The 20,376-nt window shown below is 43.6% G+C and carries 17 protein-coding genes and 1 pseudogene; 7 read left to right on the plus strand and 11 right to left on the minus strand.

The features are described from left to right. Positions 1-53: 53 nt before the first annotated feature. Positions 54-890, plus strand: a complete 837-nt coding sequence (locus tag ACXAD1_RS00730; protein WP_474909181.1) for a DUF6843 domain-containing protein — start codon at positions 54-56, stop codon at positions 888-890. Positions 891-970: 80 nt separating this feature from the next. Here ACXAD1_RS00730 and ACXAD1_RS00735 read toward each other — a convergent pair whose 3' ends face one another. The 8 genes and pseudogenes from ACXAD1_RS00735 to ACXAD1_RS00770 all read right to left on the minus strand — a co-directional run bounded on the left by ACXAD1_RS00735 (position 971) and on the right by ACXAD1_RS00770 (position 8,597). After that, positions 971-2,116, minus strand: coding sequence for an MGDG synthase family glycosyltransferase (locus ACXAD1_RS00735; RefSeq protein ID WP_370223496.1), 1,146 nt, complete (start codon positions 2,114-2,116; stop codon positions 971-973). A 16-nt stretch (positions 2,117-2,132) separates the two neighbouring features. Then, positions 2,133-2,720: a DedA family protein gene (locus tag ACXAD1_RS00740; protein ID WP_206845291.1), complete on the minus strand. Its 588-nt coding sequence runs from the start codon at positions 2,718-2,720 to the stop codon at positions 2,133-2,135. Beyond that, positions 2,717-3,423: pseudogene (locus tag ACXAD1_RS00745) on the minus strand (polysaccharide deacetylase family protein). Before ACXAD1_RS00745 ends, ACXAD1_RS00740 begins: the two are co-directional and overlap by 4 nt. 277 nt (positions 3,424-3,700) lie before the next feature. Then, positions 3,701-4,522, minus strand: coding sequence for a manganese catalase (locus ACXAD1_RS00750; protein WP_474909182.1), 822 nt, complete (start codon positions 4,520-4,522; stop codon positions 3,701-3,703). A 149-nt stretch (positions 4,523-4,671) separates the two neighbouring features. Continuing rightward, positions 4,672-5,679 (minus strand): FecCD family ABC transporter permease, encoded by a 1,008-nt coding sequence (locus ACXAD1_RS00755; RefSeq protein WP_206845285.1) that lies wholly within the window; start codon positions 5,677-5,679, stop codon positions 4,672-4,674. Then, positions 5,676-6,686: a FecCD family ABC transporter permease gene (locus ACXAD1_RS00760; RefSeq protein WP_206845284.1), complete on the minus strand. Its 1,011-nt coding sequence runs from the start codon at positions 6,684-6,686 to the stop codon at positions 5,676-5,678. The genes ACXAD1_RS00755 and ACXAD1_RS00760 overlap by 4 nt, the downstream gene beginning before the upstream one ends. Before the next feature lie 188 nt (positions 6,687-6,874). After that, the gene (locus ACXAD1_RS00765; protein ID WP_206845283.1) at positions 6,875-7,801 is read right to left on the minus strand and encodes an iron-hydroxamate ABC transporter substrate-binding protein; all 927 of its coding nucleotides are present in this window, start codon (positions 7,799-7,801) and stop codon (positions 6,875-6,877) included. Further along, positions 7,752-8,597 (minus strand): ABC transporter ATP-binding protein, encoded by an 846-nt coding sequence (locus ACXAD1_RS00770; protein WP_206845279.1) that lies wholly within the window; start codon positions 8,595-8,597, stop codon positions 7,752-7,754. Before ACXAD1_RS00770 ends, ACXAD1_RS00765 begins: the two co-directional genes overlap by 50 nt. 211 nt (positions 8,598-8,808) lie before the next feature. On the opposite strand from ACXAD1_RS00770, the gene ACXAD1_RS00775 reads away from it, so the two are divergent. Then, a complete protein-coding gene (locus tag ACXAD1_RS00775) occupies positions 8,809-9,858 on the plus strand; it encodes an NAD(P)/FAD-dependent oxidoreductase (RefSeq protein ID WP_474909183.1) in 1,050 nt (349 codons plus the stop codon). Positions 9,859-10,035: 177 nt separating this feature from the next. Here the strand turns inward: ACXAD1_RS00775 and ACXAD1_RS00780 are convergent, their stop codons facing one another. Further along, positions 10,036-11,250 (minus strand): MFS transporter, encoded by a 1,215-nt coding sequence (locus tag ACXAD1_RS00780; RefSeq protein ID WP_206845275.1) that lies wholly within the window; start codon positions 11,248-11,250, stop codon positions 10,036-10,038. A 141-nt stretch (positions 11,251-11,391) separates the two neighbouring features. Here ACXAD1_RS00780 and ACXAD1_RS00785 point away from each other — a divergent pair, with 141 nt between their 5' ends. Next, entirely contained in the window at positions 11,392-11,727 is a 336-nt protein-coding gene (locus ACXAD1_RS00785; RefSeq protein ID WP_474909184.1) for an antibiotic biosynthesis monooxygenase family protein, read from the plus strand. A 61-nt stretch (positions 11,728-11,788) separates the two neighbouring features. On the opposite strand, the gene ACXAD1_RS00790 is transcribed toward ACXAD1_RS00785, so the two are convergent. Both ACXAD1_RS00790 and ACXAD1_RS00795 read right to left on the minus strand, forming a co-directional pair. Then, complete coding sequence (locus ACXAD1_RS00790) at positions 11,789-12,820, minus strand: FecCD family ABC transporter permease (RefSeq protein ID WP_474909185.1); 1,032 nt, start codon at positions 12,818-12,820, stop codon at positions 11,789-11,791. Beyond that, the gene (locus ACXAD1_RS00795) at positions 12,821-13,855 is read right to left on the minus strand and encodes a FecCD family ABC transporter permease (protein WP_474909186.1); all 1,035 of its coding nucleotides are present in this window, start codon (positions 13,853-13,855) and stop codon (positions 12,821-12,823) included. A gap of 139 nt (positions 13,856-13,994) precedes the next feature. On the opposite strand from ACXAD1_RS00795, the gene ACXAD1_RS00800 reads away from it, so the two are divergent. From ACXAD1_RS00800 to ACXAD1_RS00815, 4 genes are all read left to right on the plus strand, one after another. Continuing rightward, entirely contained in the window at positions 13,995-15,542 is a 1,548-nt protein-coding gene (locus tag ACXAD1_RS00800; protein WP_474909187.1) for a helix-turn-helix domain-containing protein, read from the plus strand. A 168-nt stretch (positions 15,543-15,710) separates the two neighbouring features. Continuing rightward, positions 15,711-16,658, plus strand: a complete 948-nt coding sequence (locus ACXAD1_RS00805; protein ID WP_370223487.1) for an ABC transporter substrate-binding protein — start codon at positions 15,711-15,713, stop codon at positions 16,656-16,658. 139 nt (positions 16,659-16,797) lie between these two features. After that, positions 16,798-18,624 carry an IucA/IucC family protein gene (locus ACXAD1_RS00810; protein ID WP_474909188.1) on the plus strand — a complete coding sequence of 609 codons (1,827 nt, stop codon included), beginning with the start codon at positions 16,798-16,800 and terminating at the stop codon, positions 18,622-18,624. Beyond that, on the plus strand, positions 18,596-20,317 hold the full coding sequence (locus tag ACXAD1_RS00815; RefSeq protein ID WP_474909189.1) for an IucA/IucC family protein: 1,722 nt from the start codon (positions 18,596-18,598) through the stop codon (positions 20,315-20,317). Before ACXAD1_RS00810 ends, ACXAD1_RS00815 begins: the two co-directional genes overlap by 29 nt. Positions 20,318-20,376 lie beyond the last annotated feature (59 nt).

Below are 20,376 nucleotides of genomic sequence, written 5' to 3' on the forward strand. Positions count from 1 at the left end.
TGCTATGATATATGTGAAGCTTTTCACAAAAAAGAGGAGGTTAATTAATTCTTATGCTGGGATTAAAACTAAAAACGGCCCTACAGGCTTCCATTCTTTTTACTTTTGGTTTTTGGCTTCTCTTTTTCTTTTCTGAAGGGGGATTGTTTTCCTTCTTCCTGGTTATGGTTTTTTTATACTGCTTTTTCGGAAATGTGATATACGGTGTTCCAGTTTCGCTGCTTTCTGAGTTTCTTACTAGAAATCTAGCAGTTTGGCGGTTTCCGTCTGCTGCATTTATACATACCTTTTTGGCTGCAGTCACTTATTTTATTATGGAAGGGTTTGCTTTCTACGCATTTATTGCTGCGGTGCTTTTCTTTTTAATAGATGAGTGGAGGAAGTGGGACCGCGAGATGCCAGGGGGCAGGAAGGTTACCTTGAATGCAGCAGGTTTCCTTGCCGCTTGCCTCCTGCCGATAGTGTTCTTTTGGATGCTCCAGCAGGCAGATCTGGAAGAAAAAACTCATGACCTTTATCTGATTCCAAAAGGGTATGCTGGTCAGGTGAGAATTGTTCATGAAATAGAGAATGCTCCTGTTCCAGAGACAGAAGGGGAGTACGATGTATTTCGGGTGAATGATAGAGGATATGCCATTACCTCTTTACCGCAAAGTGAAGGGTATATTGACGATTTGTACTATTATGCCGATGAAAAAGGGAAGCGTGAAGCAATACCAGAAAGCTGTATTTCACATGGTGGATCAGGCGGTGTACAGGGAGAAGGATATGAATATTCGTATACCTATTTTTCAGTTGGCTGCGAGAAGGACATGGCTGATCAAGGGTATGTTCCTGGTATTGAGGAGATTCTTTATGAAGAAGGATTGATAAATCAAACGTTTGATTGAAATGGAAAACAGCCTGGAGATTCCAGGCTGTAAATTATTTATCGGGTCATACTGCCGCCAAAGCCCCGCTGGTCGAAGTGTCACTTTAAAGTTGGGATGGCTCTAATAGAATGAACAGTTTCAGGCGTACTTCTGCCGGTGCTTTTAATCGAAATGAAGATGGCATAATCCAATGGGCAAGTGACCTTTGCGAGATAAGAATCGATGTGTTTTCTTAGATTAAGTATAGCTTCTTCATTATTTAGCTGTTCAGCAATATGCTTTTCATAAATGACAGTCACCAGGTTTTTCTCAAGCAAATAGTCCAAATTGATTTCCTCTTGTCCGGGGAGTGAGGTATGGACCAGAATCGGAAGTTTTTTTTGCAGTGCTTCACTAATAGTAACTCCACCTGGTTTGGTCAAAATAGCATCTGCTTTATTATATAGCTGATTCATTTCATATGGGTCTTCAATATATCCAATGGGCTCGATCTGCTTTAAATTCAGTGTCTTGAGTGATCTATATAATTCGTCATTATTTCCGCAAAGAACCAGAAATCGAATATGAGGAGCCTTCTGCATAGCTTCAAGAATATCACAGTTTACTAAGCCGCTGTTTCCGCCAGCAACCAGGATATGACGTATCCGGTTTTCTTTCTTAAATGGAACCGGAAGGTGATAGACAGAATGAACAGGAATGCCTGTTACAAAAATTTGCTCAGCAGGAATATGATGCTTTTTTATAAGCTTTTCCTTCGCCTCGGGATGAGGAACGAAATGAAAATCAATTCCCCGTTTTCCCCAAATATCATTTATAAAAAAATCCGTGTAAACATTCACCGCAGTAATGTCCCGGTATCGTCCCTTTTGTTTTAGAGAACTGATGATTCCAGATGGAAAAGAATGAGTGCAAAATATCAAATCCGGATTTTCCTCATCAAGGAACTTCTGCATTTTTCTTTCAAAATAATAGGATAGAACCTGTAAATCAGGCTGCAATTTAAAAGGATGCTGCTTATACATAATGGTGTAATATAATGCCCTGTAAAGGAAAGGGGCACCCAGGAAACCTTTTAAATAAATTCCTGAGACCAGCTTCTCAAGCTTATCACTGCAATAAGAAAGAAAGTCGACTATTTTGATTTCCGCATCAGGATATTGACTTCGAATACGGTCTTGAAGCGTTTTGGCAACTTCTGAATGTCCAGTGGGGAATTGAAATAATGGGAGCAGCAGAACTTTCATAATACCCTCCTTTCTGTCACTTTGATTTATTTTTTGCATACTTAAAGAGCATGTAGATTGCGAATACAATTAATAACACAATCCCTAGATAGGGCACATATTCAGGATTAATATCGAATAAGCTTCCAGCAAAGTATCCCGCGGCAATTATAGGGAGCACCCAGCTAAGGGAGCCTGCTGCAGAATATAGAAGGTACTGATGAAAAGGAACTTTTGAAATGCCGGCAAAGTAAGGACTTATCTGTCGTATTCCCGGCATATAAAAACCCGCAAAAATCATAAAGCGATGATTTTCCAAGTATTTTTTCTGGGCGGTATTCCATCTCTTGTCCGTGATCCCAATGTATCTGCCATATTTTTTGAGAAAGGGCGTACCTGCTTTTTTACCGATCCAATACGCGGAAAGCATTCCAAGCAGCACACCTGCTTCCGCACAGACAGCAGATTCGGCAAAGCTTAATTTATGATTTCCAATTAACACGCCAATTAGGAATAATAGCGATTCTTCGGGAGCGGGAATGCCGACAATCCCGAAAAATAAAAATAAAAAGATGATCCAGTAACCGTAGGACGAAATAAATTCAATAATTGTTTCAGTACTCATGTGCGATGCCCCTGATATCCATCTTTTAAAGAAACAAAATGGATTCCTTCTAGTTTTGCCTGCTGCAAATATTGGTCCAGATGGCCAATCATACATTCAGGTGCACTGGAGTCAGCGCCAAGAGTTTCACCGCTGTCATGGAGAAGGAAAATCCGGCCAGGCACGGTTTCTTTTGCCAGCGAATCTGAAAGGGTGTCCCTGATATACTTAATCTTCCAATCCTTGAAAATGCCTGACCACATAATAATCTTATACTTCCTTGCCATCCAGAGGGTAAATAAATTGAAGTGTCCCCATGGAGGACGATAGTAATAGACTTCTTCATTAATCGCTTCTTCAATAATTTTTTTTGTTTGCTCAAGCTGCTTTTTTAAAGATCCTGGTGAAAGGATCCAGCTTGAGATATGCCGATAATGATGGATGCCAATTGTATGGCCTTCCGCCTGCATCCTTTTTAGCAGCAATGGATGCTTGGCTGCTTTTTCCCGACAACGAAAAAGGCTGCCTTTGCTTCATGCTTTTTTAAGACATCCAGAAGCCTCGCTGTATATTGGGGATCCGGGCCATCATCAAAGGTTAAAGCAATGGAATTTGTTTCGGTTATTTCTTTTACAATCCCCCAATTCAGCGATCGTATGAGTACAGTGGGCAGAACTGCGTAACTAATAAATAAAATCAGTGCGGCGGTAAAAAAATAAATCATGCAAACTAGATCCTTTCCGGCGGTATATCACTTATTTTCATTCCCCTTTTATTGTGAGGGTAACCTTAATGTTCAGAGTGAATGTAAGGAAAATAAAATTTAGATTTATTATTCCATTCATGATCTAATGGTGAGATGGTTTTATCATATAAAAAATTTGAAGGAAGTCAATGGAGAGGATGGAAATTAAAGAAGAAAACGTTGTCCAATTCAATCAAACGTTTGATTGAACTAACAAAACAGGCTGATGCTTCAGCCTGTTTTGTCAGATCTATTATTAATCCATTGGTAAAGTGTTATGAAGATTTGGAGGTGCAGGCTTGAGCATAGGCTTGTCCCCTTCAGGCTTTGGATTGCTTACATATTTGTATTCTCCCTGGCCATCCAGAGCAGGGCCCTGTGCCCATCTGCCTGTGCTGCTTTCTTCGCCTGTTGATAGGTTGTAGAGTGTGTAAGAGATATCTGTGCGTTCTTTCTCACGAGGGAAGGTGCTAGGGACGAGCAGGCCTTCTTTTTCTTCAAGCTCCGCAATCGCAGCAGCCCATTGGTTTTGGTGGTAGGCATCTCTGGCAATCAGAACTGAAAGCAGCTCTTTAATGCCCTTATCATCAGTCATTTCATAGAGACGTGCAGCCTGCAGCCGGCCCTGTGACTCTGCATTCAAGTTTGAACGAAAGTCTGCTAATAGGTTTCCGCTGGCTGTAATATAGGTACCCATCCAAGGGTTTCCTACACTGTCAGTCGGACGTGCACCAAGTCCGGAGACAATGGCATGCTGCGGATTCATTCCGCCTATAATCGCTCCAACCACTGGGTCCTTTGCTGCTTCTTCCTGCTGATTAACAGGGGCGTCGTCCATTAGTCTGGCAACCATTGTTGCGAGCATTTCCACATGTCCGATTTCTTCAGTCCCAATATCCAGCAGAAGGTCGCGATACTTTTCATTCCCACGAGTTGCCCATCCCTGAAACATGTACTGCATGGCAACCGTCATTTCACCATATTGGCCGCCAATCAATTCCTGAAGCTTTTTGGCAAAAACGGGATCCGGACGTTCCGGCTTAGCTTCGAATTGCAATTCCTTTACATGAAAAAACATTTAAATTCCTCCTATGCTATAGATTTCCAAATATACACTGTATCTATTGCCCTGAAAAAAGTATGAAGAAACATGTTTGTAAGAAATTAATATATTTATATTACATTCCAAAAAGAAAAAAAGACGTGCGAACACGTCTTTTTAATCGGCTATTTTTTTAGCAGTAAATACATGAAATAAGGAGCACCGATCAGTGCAACCATAATGCCGGCTGGCAGGCCGTCAGGATCAACCAGGTTCCGGCCAAGCGTATCGGCGAATAAGAGAAGCCATCCTCCTAAAAGGATAGCAATCGGAATGAAAAGCTGATTCCGCGGTCCAACCAGCGCTTTAGCCATGTGCGGTGCAATTAAGCCGATAAAAGCAATTCCGCCGGTTACCGACACAGCTGAAGCGGCCAATGCAACGGCTGTAAGCAGAAGGACGATCCGTTCTTTTTCAATGGATACCCCTATCCCGATGGCGACAGGCTCGCTTAAGCTTAATAGATTCAAGCGATTTGCTTTATATAAAGTAAATGGAATCAGCAGAAGAAGCCAGGGGAGGAGTGCCCAAATGAACGGCCAATCCGTTCCCCAGATATTCCCTGATAGCCATTTAGCTATAAAATCGACTTTCTCTCTTTCCGCTGAAGAAATCAGGACAATCATGACACCGGAAAGCGCCATGGAAAATCCGACCCCGACCAGCACCATCTTAACAGGCTGAAGCCCCTCGCTTTTTTTATAGGAAAAACCATAGATGAGGATTGCAGTAAGTAAAGCGCCGAAAAATGCGCATAAAGGCAGCATGTATATGAAAGTGCCAGCTTCAATCGGAAAGAACAGAAAGAAAACCGCTATAGCAACTCCGGCACCGGAGTTTATGCCAATGATGCCTGGATCTGCCAGGTCATTGCGTGTAATCCCTTGTAAAATGGCACCGGATAATGCAAGTGCCATGCCGGCCAAGACAGTGATAAATACCCGCGGCAGCCGAATGGAAAATAACACAAATTCTTCTTTAAATGTGCCCTGTCCCATAATAGTCGGGAGCAATCGGTCATATGAAAGGGAGGCATAGCCTAATCCCATTCCAATCACAATGGTAACAATAATGAGTGCTGATAACACGGCCATTAAAATTCGCTGTTTTTTTACTAACTCTGGCTGAATCATGAGAACGCCTTACCTCCTTTATGAACAATAAACAGGAAGAAAGGAAGCCCCATAACGGCGATAATAGCAGCTGCCGGTGTTTCGTAAGGAGCGTTGATGGTTCTCCCTAGTGTATCGGCCAGAAGCATAAATGTGGCTCCTGTAAGTGCGGACATGGGAAGAATAAAACGGTAGTCTGTACCTACAATAGCACGGACAATATGAGGCACCATCAGCCCGAGAAAAGCCATATTTCCGACCAGTGCAACTGATGCGCCTGCAAGCAGGGTCACTAAGATGAAAAGTATGGTCTTAACCTGAGTTGTATTTTGCCCCAGCCCTACTGCCACTTCCTCATTTAAGCTTAAGATAGTCAGCTGCTTGGACAGAAAAAGAGAAAAAAGAATGCCAATGGAAATAACAGGGACAATCACTTGCAGCTGGCTCCAGGATGTACCGATGATTCCCCCTGCAGTCCACATGCTGACATCTTTTGAAATTTTAAAATAGATTCCGACTCCTTCGGCTATTGCGAAAAGGAAGGCGGAAACCGCGGCTCCTGCTAATACAATCCGAATAGGAGAAAAACCTCCTTTTTTCATGGCGCCAATGCCGAAAACCAGCCCAGCACCGACCGCTGCACCAATAAAACAGGCGACCAGAATCCCTATGTAATTTGCTGAGGGAATGAGGACAAGAGTTAATGCAAGTGCGGCATTTGCTCCAGCAGTCAAACCGAGCAGGCCTGGATCTGCAAGAGGGTTTCTTGTCATTCCCTGCATAATGGCCCCGGAAATGCTAAGCGCGGCTCCAACGAAGATAGCAGCAATTTCACGCGGCAGACGGATTTCACGAATAATCGAAATTTTTTCTCCGGAAGCATTGGAAGTAAGGGCCAGCCAAACATCTCTGACCGTGACATCCGCAGCTCCAAACACACACGCAGCCACAAACATGCCGGCAAAAATAACAAAGCCTGCAGCGAGTTTATAGATAAATGGAATGAAGGGTTGAGCATCTTTTGTCATTGTACTCTCATCTTTCTTTATGGGATCAGATCTGACTTACACTATGAAAACTGTCTAGTTCCAGCTGTCAGGCGGGAGCCTTGCGCTGTTCTAATAATAACAGAATTGATTCATTTCTGGGGCAAGGTGCTGCCGTTTTTCTAAATAGGAAAGAGGAATTCTCAAATAAAAGAATCCCTCCTGCGTTATTACTTTCCTAAAAATGATTCTTTAAAGAATTCCAGCTGTGCATCAAGTGTAATTGGATCACTAAAGGAAGCACCATTGCCTTCCATTTCAAAGACGCGATCATTTTTTACAGCAGGGATATTTTTGTAGGTATCAGTTTCCTGGAACGAATGGTCAGCTTCAGCGTATTTGCTCAGCACAATGTAATCCCCGGCATACTCTGGAAGGACTTCTGCAGAAATAGCGTAATAGCCATCTTTTAGAGCCATTTCCTTAACTTTTTCAGGCATTTTTAAGTCCATTGCCTGGTACAGGATTTCAGTACCGCGTGCCCAGTTATCGCCAAACACATAAAGCTGTTTATCAAAGATTTCGAATACAGAAACTGTTGCATCTTCTCCGATTTTTGCACGGATGTCTTCCCCAGCTGTTTCAGCGCGCTGTTTGAAGTCGGCCACCCATTTCTTTGCTTCGTCTTCTTTATTAAGAAGCTTTCCGATTTCCTCATGCTGTGCCAGATAATCTAATTTGCCCCATGTATACGTTACAGTTGGTGCAATTTCTTTCAGCTTATCGTAGTTTTTAACAGTAGATAATGCAATGATCAAGTCTGGCTCTAATTCAATTATTTTTTCCAGGTTATCTTCAGATACTTCCTCAGCATCCTTCAATTCTTCTTCGAAACGAGGGTTATTCTTGGACCATGTGTCCACACCGACGATATTTACGCCTAATTGCATTACATTTCCTGTAAAGCCGGAAAGGAGGACAACTCTCTTAGGGTCAGCCGGAACTTCAACCGGCCCAGTTTCAGATTCATAAGTAAAGGTGCCTGATTTTTTGTCTTCTTTTGGTTCAGCCTCTTTGGATTCTCCTTGCTCTGTATTGCCGCAGGCGCTAATAAGCAGAAGCAGCAAGATCGTAAACGGGATCAATAGTTTCTTCATGTTGATTTTCTCCTTTTAATAAATTATAAGTAATACACATTGGCTTGTTAGTGCGGGGATCGCGTCCGATGACAGCATCAATATTGAACACTTTCCTTAAGACATCCTGTGTAATGACTTCTTCGTAGCTTCCTGATTTAACAATTTCGCCATCCTTTAATGCAACGATATGGTCAGCAAAACGGGCTGCCTGGTTTAAATCATGAAGGACCATCACAATGGTGCGCTCCTGTTCTTGATTTAGCTTTTGGAGAAGTTCGAGAACTTCAAGCTGATGGGCCATATCCAAGTAAGTGGTCGGTTCATCAAGGAAAATGATGTCTGTTTCCTGTGCAAGAGCCATCGCGATCCAGACTCTCTGTCGCTGGCCGCCGGAAAGGGCGTCAACCGGGCGAAATTTGAAATCCTTCGTTCCAGTAACATCAAGAGCCCAATCAATGACTTCATAGTCCTTTTTCGTTAGTCTGCCAAAGCCTTTCTGATAAGGAAAGCGGCCGTATGAAACCAGTTCGCCAACTGTTAAACCGCTTGCACTTTCAGGTGTTTGCGGCAAAATAGCCATTTTTTTGGCGAGGATCTTTGTATTTTCCTTTGAAATATTCTCCCCATCCAAAATGACAGTGCCTGATTGATGAGAAATAATTCTTGTAATCGCTTTTAAAAGGGTTGATTTTCCGCAGCCATTCGGGCCGATTATGGTAGTGATCTTCTTATCGGGAATCTGGACACTAAGATCTTTCACAATCAAGCGTTCACTATATCCAATGTTCAAGCCATCTGTATATAGGCGGACCATTATGTAACCTCCGTTTAGTTGAGAATATATTTTAGTGATAATGATTATCAGTATCGGTTCTTTTTTACTATAAGTCTATCTGATTTTTATGTCAATAGTATTTAAAGGAAAAGTATTCAGAAAAAAATTTCATTGTCAAAGGAGAAGAAAGGTCGTATAGTTGAAGTGAGAATGATAATCAATAGTAATTGGTTATAGGAGTGAACGGTAAATGAAAAAAGCTGAAGTGTTTGATGTGACGGTTATTGGAGGGGGGCCTGCGGGTCTTTATTCCACTTTCTACAGCGGATTAAGGAAAATGAAAACAAAGCTGATTGAGTTTCAGCCAATGCTGGGCGGTAAAATTCATGTATATCCGGAGAAAATGATCTGGGATGTTGGCGGCCTGATTCCGACTCCGGGAGCTAAGCTGATCGAACAGCTGGTGGAGCAGGGACTAACGTTTAATCCAACGGTTGTTCTTAATGAAAAGGTAGAATCCATTGCCAAAAATGAAGATGGTCTATTTGTCTTAAAAGGCTCTTCTGGAGAAAAGCACTATTCGAAAACCGTTATTGTCGCAGTTGGCAGCGGAATCTTAAAGCCGCAGAAACTGAAGATAGAAGGGGCAGAGCGTTTTGAAGTTTCCAATCTGAATTATACAGTCAAATCGCTTAAACATTTTAAAGATAAGACTGTAATTGTTTCCGGCGGAGGAAATTCTGCAGTAGACTGGGCTAATGAATTGGAGCCCGTTGCCAGGCAAGTATTCATTACTTGCAGGAGAGAGGCTTTGACTGGCCATGAAGCTCAGGTTTCACAGCTGATGAATAGTTCCGTTATCTGCATTAACCATACGTCCATCACAAAATTAATCGCCGGAGGAAATCACGAGGAAATTGAACAGGTGGAATTGACCAATAATGAAACGGGCGAAGTTTCATATATGAAAGTTGATGAAGTAGTAATTAATCATGGCTATGAACAGGATACGGAACTCTTAAAGAATAGCAATCTTAATATTGATATGCTTGACGATTTCTATATTGCAGGCAACGCAAACAGCGAAACGTCGGTTGATGGGCTATATGCTGCAGGGGATATCCTAAAGCATGACGGCAAACTTCACTTAATTGCCGGGGCATTCCAGGATGCTGCCAATGCAGTAAACAAAGCGAAGCAGTACATTGAACCGGATGCTGCAGCAGCTGCGATGGTTTCCTCCCATAATGACGTCTTTAAAAAACGGAATCGGGAATTGGTGAAGCAGCTGGTGCACTAGGGTAAGAATGGCTAAGCGCACATAAATTTTTTTATGCGCACATAAAATTGGGTTATGCGCACAGAAAAAATTTTATCCGCACATAAAATAAGGCAATCCGCACATAAACTGCAAAAACGCCTGGAATTAAGGCGAAACAGCAGCGAAAAACCGGCCCACACGATGTGGACCGGTTTTTTACGTACTTATTTTTTCTTTTATCTGAACTTCTGTCCTAATTTGCTTGAATTTAGCAAAGAATGCTGCCGTCATGATCAGCGACAGTATTCCAAAGATCACGACCATTTTCTGAAGGCCGACTGCATCCAGCAGGAATCCAGTCAGAAGCAGGACAATTTGAAAAGTTACACGATCAAGCATATTTCGGAAGGAGAAGAATCTTCCGTGAAATTCCTTTGGCACTCTTGTTTGGAAAATGGTGGCGGCAGTCGGGAAGAAACAACCGACGGCAAACCCAAAAATAAAGAAAGCCAAGATAGATAAAACAGGCACATCTGCAAAGTACAGAAGCAGCTGTGATAAACCAATGATGAAGGAGAAGAAAAACAGGATCGCATAAGGCGAACGTTTTTGGCTGATTTGTTTAACAATGAATGCGCCAAGCATGAAGCCGAGTCCTTCTGCTGTATAGATCAAGCCTTTAATGGATGAGCTGTCCTGAAGCTCGCTGATATTAATGACCATTAAGTTAAATCCGCCAAGAAACAGAAGCGGGACCAAGGTAAGGATTAATGTCATAAACACAATGGGAAGACCTTTAATAATCGGGAATACTTCCTTGAATCCCCCGTTGCCTCTGCTTGAGTTTCTTCCTGTGCTTTCCTTTGAGAAGGATTCTTCAAAATCCATAAAAAAGGTGATCATAAAGAGAATCAGATAGGCGACAAGCGAAGCGATATAAAGCATTGATAATGGCAAGATAACTAACAAAACGCCAGCTAAAGCAGTACCTAATATTCTGGAAAGAGTGGACACATTCATATGGACTCCATTCAGCTGCAGCAGGTCCTTATCTTCCACAACCAGCGGAATCGCTGCCTGCAGAGCTGGAAAATAGAAGGCTGCAGAAATTTGCAGGAATACCAGAAAAATAACCATCCACCAGACTGACCCGGTTTGTATGGCAATTAACATAAAAACAACGCTCAATGCCCGGGCGAAGCCAGATGCCAGCATGACCGTCTTCTTGCTGATTTGGTCAGTTATTCTTCCTGCCCATGGTCCAACAGCAATTCCAGCCAGCAATCCGCCTGCCAAAATAAGCGACTTTAGAAAATCTGAAGGAACCTTTTCCTGCATAAATTCGAGATTCCCTATTATACCGAGCCACAAGCCCAGCCCTGCTATAAACTCCCCAGTTAATAAAATCCATACATTTTTATTTTTCCACATAATTGAGCCTCATTTTCTGATTAGTTCGATAATCTAAACATACTATAAATTAATAAAATAATGAATCTATTTTTTAAAATAGTTGAAAATGAAAATCGTTATCAATTATAATAACAGAAAAGAAGCAGGGGAGGAACAGGTATGTTTATTCAATTAAAAGCGATTACGGTGAAAGAAGGCCATTCCAATAATTTAGTCGAGCGCTTTGCAGGGGAAGGAATAATCGAAGAGCAGCCTGGATTCATTGATTTGAATGTTTTAAAGAAGAAACAGCGCAGCGGGGATGAAGAAGTGGCAGTCATGATTCGCTGGGAATCGGAAGAAGCCTGGAAGGCGTGGGAAACAAGTGATGTACATATTGCCGGGCACAAGGCAAACCGCGGCAAGCCGAAGCCGGAATATATTATTGATAGCCGTCAGGATGTCTATCATTCATTGGGCCGGAAGCAATACCGTGAGCCAGCAGAAATTAAATAAGTTGCAATGCCCATTCATAAAGGGATTTTTGAATGGGCATTTTTTATGTGATTGCTATCTATTAAGCTTTCAGTCCTGTGCCTTTCCGGGTGAGAAGCATGAAAATCAGATAGGGAGCTCCAATGACTGAGATGACGATTCCAACTGGAATATCAGCAGGTGCAAGGAGATTTTTCCCTATCATATCTGCAATGAGAACAAGCGCCGCCCCTATTAATGCAGATAAAGGCAAATTGCTGAAGTAGTTGGGGCCGCAAAGGCGGCGTGCCAGATGTGGCGCCAGGAGTCCAATGAAAGCAATTCCGCCGCCAGCTGCTACACATGCTCCGGCAAGAGCCGCTGAAAGACAGAGAAGCAGCCGGCGTTCTGATTCGACTTTTAAGCCGAGTGCAACAGAAACTTCCTGTTTGAATTGAAGGATATTCATTGTTCTTGCCTTTATAAAGGCGACTGGCATCAGAACAAGAATCCAGGGAAGGAGTGCCCATACATAGGGCCATTGAATACCCCAGATGCTGCCAGTCAGCCAAATAGCTGCCTGCTGAAAATCCTTTGGATCCATTTTCAGCTGCAGGATCAGAAGCAAGGCACCGCATAGTGCATTAAATCCAAGGCCAACGAGGAGAAGCCGTTCCGGGTCTATACCGCCTTTCCACGAAAATCGGTAGATCAGTGCTGAAATGGCAAGTGCTCCAGCGAAAGCAAATACGGGAAGGAAGAACGGCTTAGCCAGAATGCTTCCGCCCGATTGCCCGAACAGGTAGATTGAGAGAACGACTGCTAATCCCGCACCGGCATTAATGCCAAGAATACCGGGGTCAGCCAGGGAATTCCGGGATAGCCCCTGGAGGATGCTGCCGGAAAGAGCAAGACCTGCTCCGATTAGAAGGGCAATGATCATTCTTGGCAATCTCAGCTGAAGCAGCACCAGCTCCTGCTTCGGAGTACCGCTGCCTGAAAGAACAGCCAAAATTTCATTCATTCCCACTGGCATCACTCCAGTTGAGAGACTTAGCACAAAGGTAACAAGGATAAGGAATATAAAGGCTGCCATCCAGCCCCTCGATTGGAGTAAAGCCTGTTTCCAATCCATTTACATATACCCCCTTTTCCTTCTGGACAAATATAAGAAAAATGGAACTCCGATTAGTGCAGTAACAGCACTGACGGGAGTCTCAAACGGCGGGTTGATCATCCGTGCCCCAATATCTGCCAATACAAGAAGCAGGGCACCTGCAATAGCACTAAGCGGGATGAGCCAGCGGTAGTCAGATCCAATCAAAAGCCTGACCATATGGGGAACCACCAGTCCGATAAAGCCTATAGCTCCTGCAATGGAAACGGCCGCGCCCGATAATAGTATAACCGCTGCAAGCCCGATCCAGCGGACCTTCTGATGAGATTGCCCAAGCCCTGCAGCCACTTCTTCTCCCAGGGCCAGGATTGTCAGGGAGCGGCTGATCCAAAGGGATAGAAGCAAGCCTAAAAAAACGGAGGGAAGCAATATATACACATGGCGCCATTGTGTACCTGAAAGACCTCCCGCAAACCAGAAGCTCAGGTCCTGTGCAGTTTGAAAGTAAAGGGCGATGCCGGTTGAAAGAGCGCTGAACAGGGTGCTTAATGCTGCGCCTGCCAGTGTCAAAGTGACAGGTGAGATCCGCTCTTTTGAAAGCATGGAGAAAGATAATACAAGCAAGGCTCCAGCAGCGGAACCTGCAAATGACCAGATGAGCAGAACCCAGTATGATCCGCCGGAAAGAAAGGCAAGTGCAATTGCGATGGCCAGGCCCGCTCCATGTGTAATGCCGATTATGGAGGGATCTGCCAGCGGGTTGCGTGTAATTCCCTGCATAATGGTGCCGGCTACAGCCAGTGCTGCGCCAATAAGTGCCCCGGCCAGCGCCCGGGGAAGCCTGACTTCTCTGATAAGCTGATGTTCAATTTGGCCTCCCTGAAAGGAGACAAATGACTCCCAAACCACAGAAGGGGGAATCCAGATTGCGCCCAGCCCAATCGATGCAAGCAGCCCGCCAAGCACCAGCACAATACCTGCCAGGCCCCATTTAATAGATTTTTGGTGTACAGGCTGCATGTGCTCTGTTATGTCAGCTGCAGTTCTGGCCATTACATTCAGTCCTTTTCTATGTAAATTTTAAGTGAAAATGATAATCGTTATCGTTCTAAATAATCGTAATTAATCTACTATCCTTTCACAGCTTTTGTCAATTCTTATTTAAGGAAAAAGAAGGGAGTATTTTTTGTATATGCTGAGCGGCAAACAATTTGAACCGTATAAAATTGCAGTATCAAGCTTAAGAGAGGGATTGTCGAAAACCATCAATGAAAATCGCAATGATTTTACACTTATTTATATTTCATCGGGGAGAGGCACAATCGAAACTCAAAACCGCCAGCTGAAGATAGAGGCAGGGAAGAGCTGCTTTCTTTCTGATTCTGGCATAATTACCTCCGCATCAGCAGACCCGTTAACGGTTTATATACTCACCTGGGCAAAGGATAAAGATGTGCTTTCCAGATTTCTCTCCGGGATACTGGCTAATCAGGAGCCACCAAAGATGGTGCCCTTGTGGGATGAGCTGAGGAAATGGAACAAAGAAAAATCGATATCTGCTGAGTGCAGATTTCAGTCCCAGCTATGGAATATGATGTCTATTCTGACAGACAAGACAGAAGTAGACGGGATTGAAGAGGCAGTGGACCTGATAAGAAATAATCTGTCCCAGCCGGTTACTGTGGCAGAGCTGGCATCTAAAGCAAACATGAGCCCAGTTTCGTTTACCAGGGCCTTTCGGAAACGAACCGGGATGGCGCCGAAGGAATTCCTGAATGGTGAAAGAATGAGAGCAGCCAAACAGCTGATGCTGCAGAAGAAAGGGATTACGGCAAAAGAAGTAGCCCTGCAAATCGGAATGCAGGATGAATTTTATTTCAGCCGTCTTTTTAAAATGAAAGCAGGCTTGCCGCCATCTGTATTTATGAAAAGGGCTAAGGAAAGAATTGCGGTGGTCAGTCAGCTCTTTTTGCAGGACCATCTCCTTTCGCTGGGTGTACAGCCTGTTGCAGCGCCATCCTATCCAACTGTTTATCCTGCCAGCAATGGAGTGCCAAGATATCTTCAAAAAGAGTTGGAGGGCACCATGCTCCTTAATGCAGAAAAGACCTTTCAGCCAGAGGATATTCTCTTAACTCAGCCTGATCGAATCATAAAGACGCCTTTACATAATTATCAGCTGCAAAATGTGCTTCTCTCACAGCAGGGGAAGGTCCATCATATGCAGCTGCAGCCGGACTGGCGGCAGTATCTTTACGAAATTGCTTCTATGGTAGGATGTACAAGCCGGGCAGAATGCATAGAAGAAGAAATCCGCTGCCTTGAATGTAAAGTAAGGGATAAGCTATGTCCATTAACGAAAAAAGGCAGATGGGCAGTCCTTTGGATCCGGCCGGATGAAATCCGTCTTTACGGACAGGGCGGGCATGCTCTGCTCAGTCTGCTCTTTCAGAATTTGGGTTTTGAGCCTCATCCTGATTTGCATTTTGAAGGATATAGGATTGCCGGCCTGAATGATGTGGCTGATCTCAATCCTGATAAGCTTCTCATCTTATGGAGTCATGAAAGAGATGTTTGGAGAGCTGCACATACTCCCGAATGGAATAAGATCCGTGCAGTCCAAACAGGTGAAGTATACTATCCTGCCAGCCATGAGTGGGATCCTTGGGGACCGCTAGGCAGAAAAAAAATGCTGGAGGAATTTTCGGACGATTTGATGAAAGCAAAACTTAAGGCTTGATTAATGCGAACACGGGTCCAGCTGTTTTTTCAGCTGGCCCATTTTTATAATGGAATAGAAGGTTTGTGCGTTTTGTCCATGTAAGAAGTTGTAAAAGTCCATGTTAAGCTAATGTGATAATGATTATCATTGAGAATGAATTTCATTATTGCTTAGGAGGAATTATCCATGAAGAAGTTTTGTGCTCCATTGAGCATTGTTTTCATGTTATTTTTATTAATTGTAACAGGATGCGGTAAAGGTGAAGAGGCCTCTACAGAAGCAGCTGAAAAGAAAGAGAAAGAACAGGCAGAGGAAACCAGAACGGTTGAACATCTTTTCGGTAAAACAGAAGTGCCCGCAAAACCGAAAAAAGTAGTTTTGCTTTCACATGTTTCCTGGGAAGGATCGCTTGTATCAGTAGGGGTAAAGCCCTATGCGGTAATGGCATATGATAATGAGTTCCCGCCGCATTTAACGAAGGAGCTCGAAGGTGTTAAGGCGCTCCCATATGCCGATGAAATGAATTCAGAAGAAATTGTGAAGCTTGATCCAGATCTTCTTATCATCAGCGATCGCTATAAGCCGCTCTATGATCAGCTTTCTGAAACCATCCCAACAGTTGTTGTTGAAGTGGGCGGTGACTGGAAGGAAGATCACCTGAAAGTTGCAGAATCTGTAGGCAAGCTTGAAGAAGGAAAGAAAGTCATTGAAGACCTGGAGAAGGAAGCAGAGGATATCGGAAAGCGTGTCCGTGAGAAAACAGGAGAAGAAACTTTCATGGCCGTCGCAATCAATAAAAAAGATATTCGTGTTTTTGGCCTGACAAACCACGCAACCAACTCATTATTATTTGATGATTTGAAATTAACACCTGCTGAGAACCTTCCAGAAGATTTTGGCGAGAATATCTCAATCGAAGGGCTAGCAAAATATAATCCTGACAATATTATTGACCTTACTTTCTTTAACAGCGGTGAATTCTACGATTCAGTCACACAGGGTGAAGTTTGGAAAAGCCTGAAGGCTGTTCAGAACGACAAAGTACATACTATGTCCACTACATGGGGATTCTGGGATCCGATTGAGCGTCAAAAAGGTTTGAAAGAAATGGAATCGCTTCTATTAAGCGAATAATTTTGGAGGCCGGGATTTACTTTGCACGCGTCCTCTCTATTAACTTGATTCTTTTCATCGAGAAGAATCAAATTTTTTAATTTCTATTGAGAATGGTTATCAATTACTAGGTCTAAAGACTCGGTGAAAGGATGGAATTATGCATCATTCAGCCAAACAGATTGCAGAAAATGCAACGTTTCAAGCTTTTATTAATAGTTATTTGCGGGAAGTGGACAGCGGGCATTGGATAGAAAGCAGGGAGTGGATTCAGGAACAGCAGCTATCCATCCCTCTTTCAGGGGAGTTGGTAGCAGAAATAGAATTATCTGGTCAATCCGTTAAATTTGCTGTCGAAGTCCTTTACCGTTCACGAACAGGAAGACATGTAATCGGCCATGCACTTAAATATTGTTCTAATCGGCGGGAATGGATTCTTCAGGATAGACTGCCGATGATGATTACACTTATCCACGAGATGCATTTAATGGCCAAAGCTACTGGCTGCCATGAGCTTGCATCCCATTTTGATGAACTTGTGCTAAGGATAATTGAGAGCTACCAGACAATGGCGGCATATATTGAAGCGAGAATGAATGATGAGGATAGCCTTTATTCAGAAGATTGCACTTTCATTGAAGCAGAACAATCGCTCCTGTTTGGGCACTGGCTTCACCCTACACCGAAAAGCAGACAAGGGATGACTGGATGGCAGCAGACAAGATATGCGCCAGAATTAAAGGGGCAGTTCCAGCTCCACTATTTCCAAATTGAACGTGAGATGGTAAAAGAATCCTCTAATGACCAGAAAAGTGCAAGTCAAATTATCCTCCAAACGATAAGAAAATCACTGCCGCACCTTACTGTTCCGGAAAAGGAATGCCTCATTCCAATGCACCCTCTTCAGGCCCAATGGCTTCTGCAGCAGGACTATGTCAGAGAGGCAATAGAGAAGGACCTTATAAAGGACCTTGGCAGTATGGGGCCATATTATTCAGCTACTTCTTCCATCAGGACTGTTTACAATCCTGAAGAGGAGTGGATGTATAAGTTTTCGGTCCCGGTAAAAATCACAAATTCGCTAAGGAAGAACCGCTTCCATGAGCTAAGGGCAGGCACCGCCATGGCGGAGTTAATAAAAAAAATCCGATTTACAGAAAAACATCCTGTTTTCCGGATGATCGATGATCCAGCCTATATTACTGCCTTATTTCCTGGTCAGCAGGAATCAGGCTTTGAAGTTATTTTGCGATCCAATCCATTTCAGGAAGAAAAACTGTGGGGGGTAACTTCCATTGCTGCATTAGTTCAGGATCCTTTGCCTGGCATTCGTTCAAGGCTGCACCGGACCATTGAGAGGATTGCATTGGAAGAATCCTGTAATATCCAAGATGTCAGCATGGAATGGTTCCGGAAATATTGGGAATGTGCTGTGGAGCCGCTCATCCGTTTATATGATGAACATGGGCTGGCTTTGGAGGCACATCAGCAAAATAGCGTTCTGGACCTTTCTTCTGGTTACCCGGAGGCTTATTATTACCGGGATAATCAAGGATATTATCTATCAAATCTTCATAGAGAGACTTTATGTGAACTGCTGCCTGTACTGGAAGAATGTCAGGAATTATTCTATGAAGATGCTCTCATTCAGGAAAGGTTTACGTATTATCTGTTTATGAATCAGCTTTTTTCAGTCATTTCAAGACTTGGGCAGGATGGTCTCATCAGTGAGGATCGTTTAATCCAATGGTGCCGAAACCAGCTTTGCTCTCTGGACAAAGAGCTGTCTGGACAGGGGAAAGATTTCATTCGGCATGTTCTTCAATCTGAGAAATTATCGTATAAAGCCAATCTTTTAACCCGCTTTCATGATGTTGATGAGCTGATGGCAAAGAACGAACAAGCGGTTTACACTTATTTGCCAAATCCATTGGCCACCATGAAGAAGGAGGAAACCTATGCTGAAGCTGCATCCGCCGTTGTCTAAAACTTTTGAGAAGAGGGTGATCAGGCAGCTCATGGAGGCCATTATTTTTGAAGGTTTAATGGATTATGCCAAGTCAGCTGACCGGCCAGAAGATCCGCACTTACATTTTACGATTTTCGGAAACGAGCGAACATACTGCTGTGAGGGAAAAATTGCTTCGTTTGACCGTGTGAGATTAATGGAAGGAAGCATTCGCACAGTCCACCATGATGGCTCCCGAACAGAAACCACAATAGAGGAATTGGCTGAAGACCTTATTGCCGATCCGGAAAAAAGGAAACAGCTTATTAATGAGCTGGAACAAACCATTCTGCTGAGTGAGTGGAATGAAACCCATCTAATGCATTCTATTTCCAGGAGAAGTCTCAGCTATGAAGAACTGGAATCAGAGATATGGGAAGGGCATCCCTACCATCCCTGCTATAAGGCGCGGAGCGGATTTACACTTGGGGATCATGCGGCATATGGGCCGGAAGCAAGGCAGTCATTTGAGCTGCAATGGGCAGCTGTCAGACGTATGAATGCCAGAATAGAATTGCTTGAAGATGAAAAAATCTTCTGGGAGCGGGAACTTGGCCCTTCCATGTTTGGGCAACTGCTTGCTGAATTGCAGCATATCGGCAAAACCTTTGAAGAATACACATTTTTGCCCATTCATCCCTGGCAGATGAAGTTTGCCAATGCTGAAGCTGATATAGTGCTTCTGGGAAGCAGCGGAGATTTTTATCGGTCAACACAGTCCGTCCGTACTCTATGGAATATGACAAATCCTGAAAAAGCTCATGTGAAACTTTCGATGAATATGGTCAACACATCATCGCTAAGAACTCTGGACACACACGCGGTTTGTGCCGCACCCCATATTTCCAAATGGATAGCAGATACAGTGAAAGGTGATCCATTTTTAAAAGATGAAGCTTCATTGGTCATTCTTAAGGAATACGCCGGGATTGCCTACCATCCCGAGGAGGAAGAACCTTGTACTAAGTTTGGAGCTATATGGAGAGAGAGCATCCGGCTTTATATGGAAGAAGGCGAAGCGGCGGTGCCTTGTACGGCACTGCCATTAATGGAGAGGGATGGATTTCCGTTTATTGACGAATGGCTGAAGCGCTATGGAATTGAAAAATGGCTGAAAAGGCTTGTGGAGGTATGTGTGGTTCCTGTCTGGCATTTACTGTCCGCGCATGGAATTGCTGTTGAGGCGCATGCCCAGAATATGATTCTTCTTCATAAGGACGGCTGGCCAACACGTGTTGCTCTGAGGGATTTCCATGACAGTGTTGAGTATTGCCATGACTTTTTGGAGGAGCCAAGCTGTATTCCAGACTTTGCGGGCATTCATGACCAATTTACAAAAGGCAGGGAAGATCAGTATTATTGGATGTCTTCTATTGAATCGCTTAGAGAACTGGCAATGGATACATTATTTGTTTTTCATCTGTCTGAACTGTCCTATGTACTTGAAGAGCAATATGGCTTCAGCGAGCAGCGCTTTTGGAAGCTGACAGGAGAAGCTTTAACGGAGCATCTGAGCTGTTATCCTGAATTGATATTCCGAAACTATTTGCTGCAGCATACTGCACCTGTAATTTACGCGGAGTCATTGCTGAAGAGAAAAGGTCAAAAAGAAGAGGCAGGCGGTTTTCGCCATTATGTTAAAAACTCTTTATCGCAGTCTAACGGGCAGTAAGACTCCCTCTTTAAGACTTAGAGGAATCGAAGGGTGATAATTGGGAGTCCAACTGCCCG

Source organism: Cytobacillus sp. ABV4_503, from assembly GCF_056158445.1.

Coding starts and splice junctions, on each gene's coding strand:
- ACXAD1_RS00765 (WP_206845283.1), bottom strand. CDS start 7,801: ATGAAGAAACTATTGATCCCGTTTACGATCTTGCTGCTTCTGCTTATT.
- ACXAD1_RS00800 (WP_474909187.1), top strand. CDS start 13,995: ATGCTGAGCGGCAAACAATTTGAACCGTATAAAATTGCAGTATCAAGC.
- ACXAD1_RS00810 (WP_474909188.1), top strand. CDS start 16,798: ATGCATCATTCAGCCAAACAGATTGCAGAAAATGCAACGTTTCAAGCT.
- ACXAD1_RS00785 (WP_474909184.1), top strand. CDS start 11,392: ATGTTTATTCAATTAAAAGCGATTACGGTGAAAGAAGGCCATTCCAAT.
- ACXAD1_RS00750 (WP_474909182.1), bottom strand. CDS start 4,522: ATGTTTTTTCATGTAAAGGAATTGCAATTCGAAGCTAAGCCGGAACGT.
- ACXAD1_RS00815 (WP_474909189.1), top strand. CDS start 18,596: ATGCTGAAGCTGCATCCGCCGTTGTCTAAAACTTTTGAGAAGAGGGTG.
- ACXAD1_RS00760 (WP_206845284.1), bottom strand. CDS start 6,686: ATGACAAAAGATGCTCAACCCTTCATTCCATTTATCTATAAACTCGCT.
- ACXAD1_RS00775 (WP_474909183.1), top strand. CDS start 8,809: ATGAAAAAAGCTGAAGTGTTTGATGTGACGGTTATTGGAGGGGGGCCT.
- ACXAD1_RS00770 (WP_206845279.1), bottom strand. CDS start 8,597: ATGGTCCGCCTATATACAGATGGCTTGAACATTGGATATAGTGAACGC.
- ACXAD1_RS00755 (WP_206845285.1), bottom strand. CDS start 5,679: ATGATTCAGCCAGAGTTAGTAAAAAAACAGCGAATTTTAATGGCCGTG.
- ACXAD1_RS00790 (WP_474909185.1), bottom strand. CDS start 12,820: ATGGATTGGAAACAGGCTTTACTCCAATCGAGGGGCTGGATGGCAGCC.
- ACXAD1_RS00735 (WP_370223496.1), bottom strand. CDS start 2,116: ATGAAAGTTCTGCTGCTCCCATTATTTCAATTCCCCACTGGACATTCA.
- ACXAD1_RS00780 (WP_206845275.1), bottom strand. CDS start 11,250: ATGTGGAAAAATAAAAATGTATGGATTTTATTAACTGGGGAGTTTATA.
- ACXAD1_RS00795 (WP_474909186.1), bottom strand. CDS start 13,855: ATGGCCAGAACTGCAGCTGACATAACAGAGCACATGCAGCCTGTACAC.
- ACXAD1_RS00805 (WP_370223487.1), top strand. CDS start 15,711: ATGAAGAAGTTTTGTGCTCCATTGAGCATTGTTTTCATGTTATTTTTA.
- ACXAD1_RS00730 (WP_474909181.1), top strand. CDS start 54: ATGCTGGGATTAAAACTAAAAACGGCCCTACAGGCTTCCATTCTTTTT.
- ACXAD1_RS00740 (WP_206845291.1), bottom strand. CDS start 2,720: ATGAGTACTGAAACAATTATTGAATTTATTTCGTCCTACGGTTACTGG.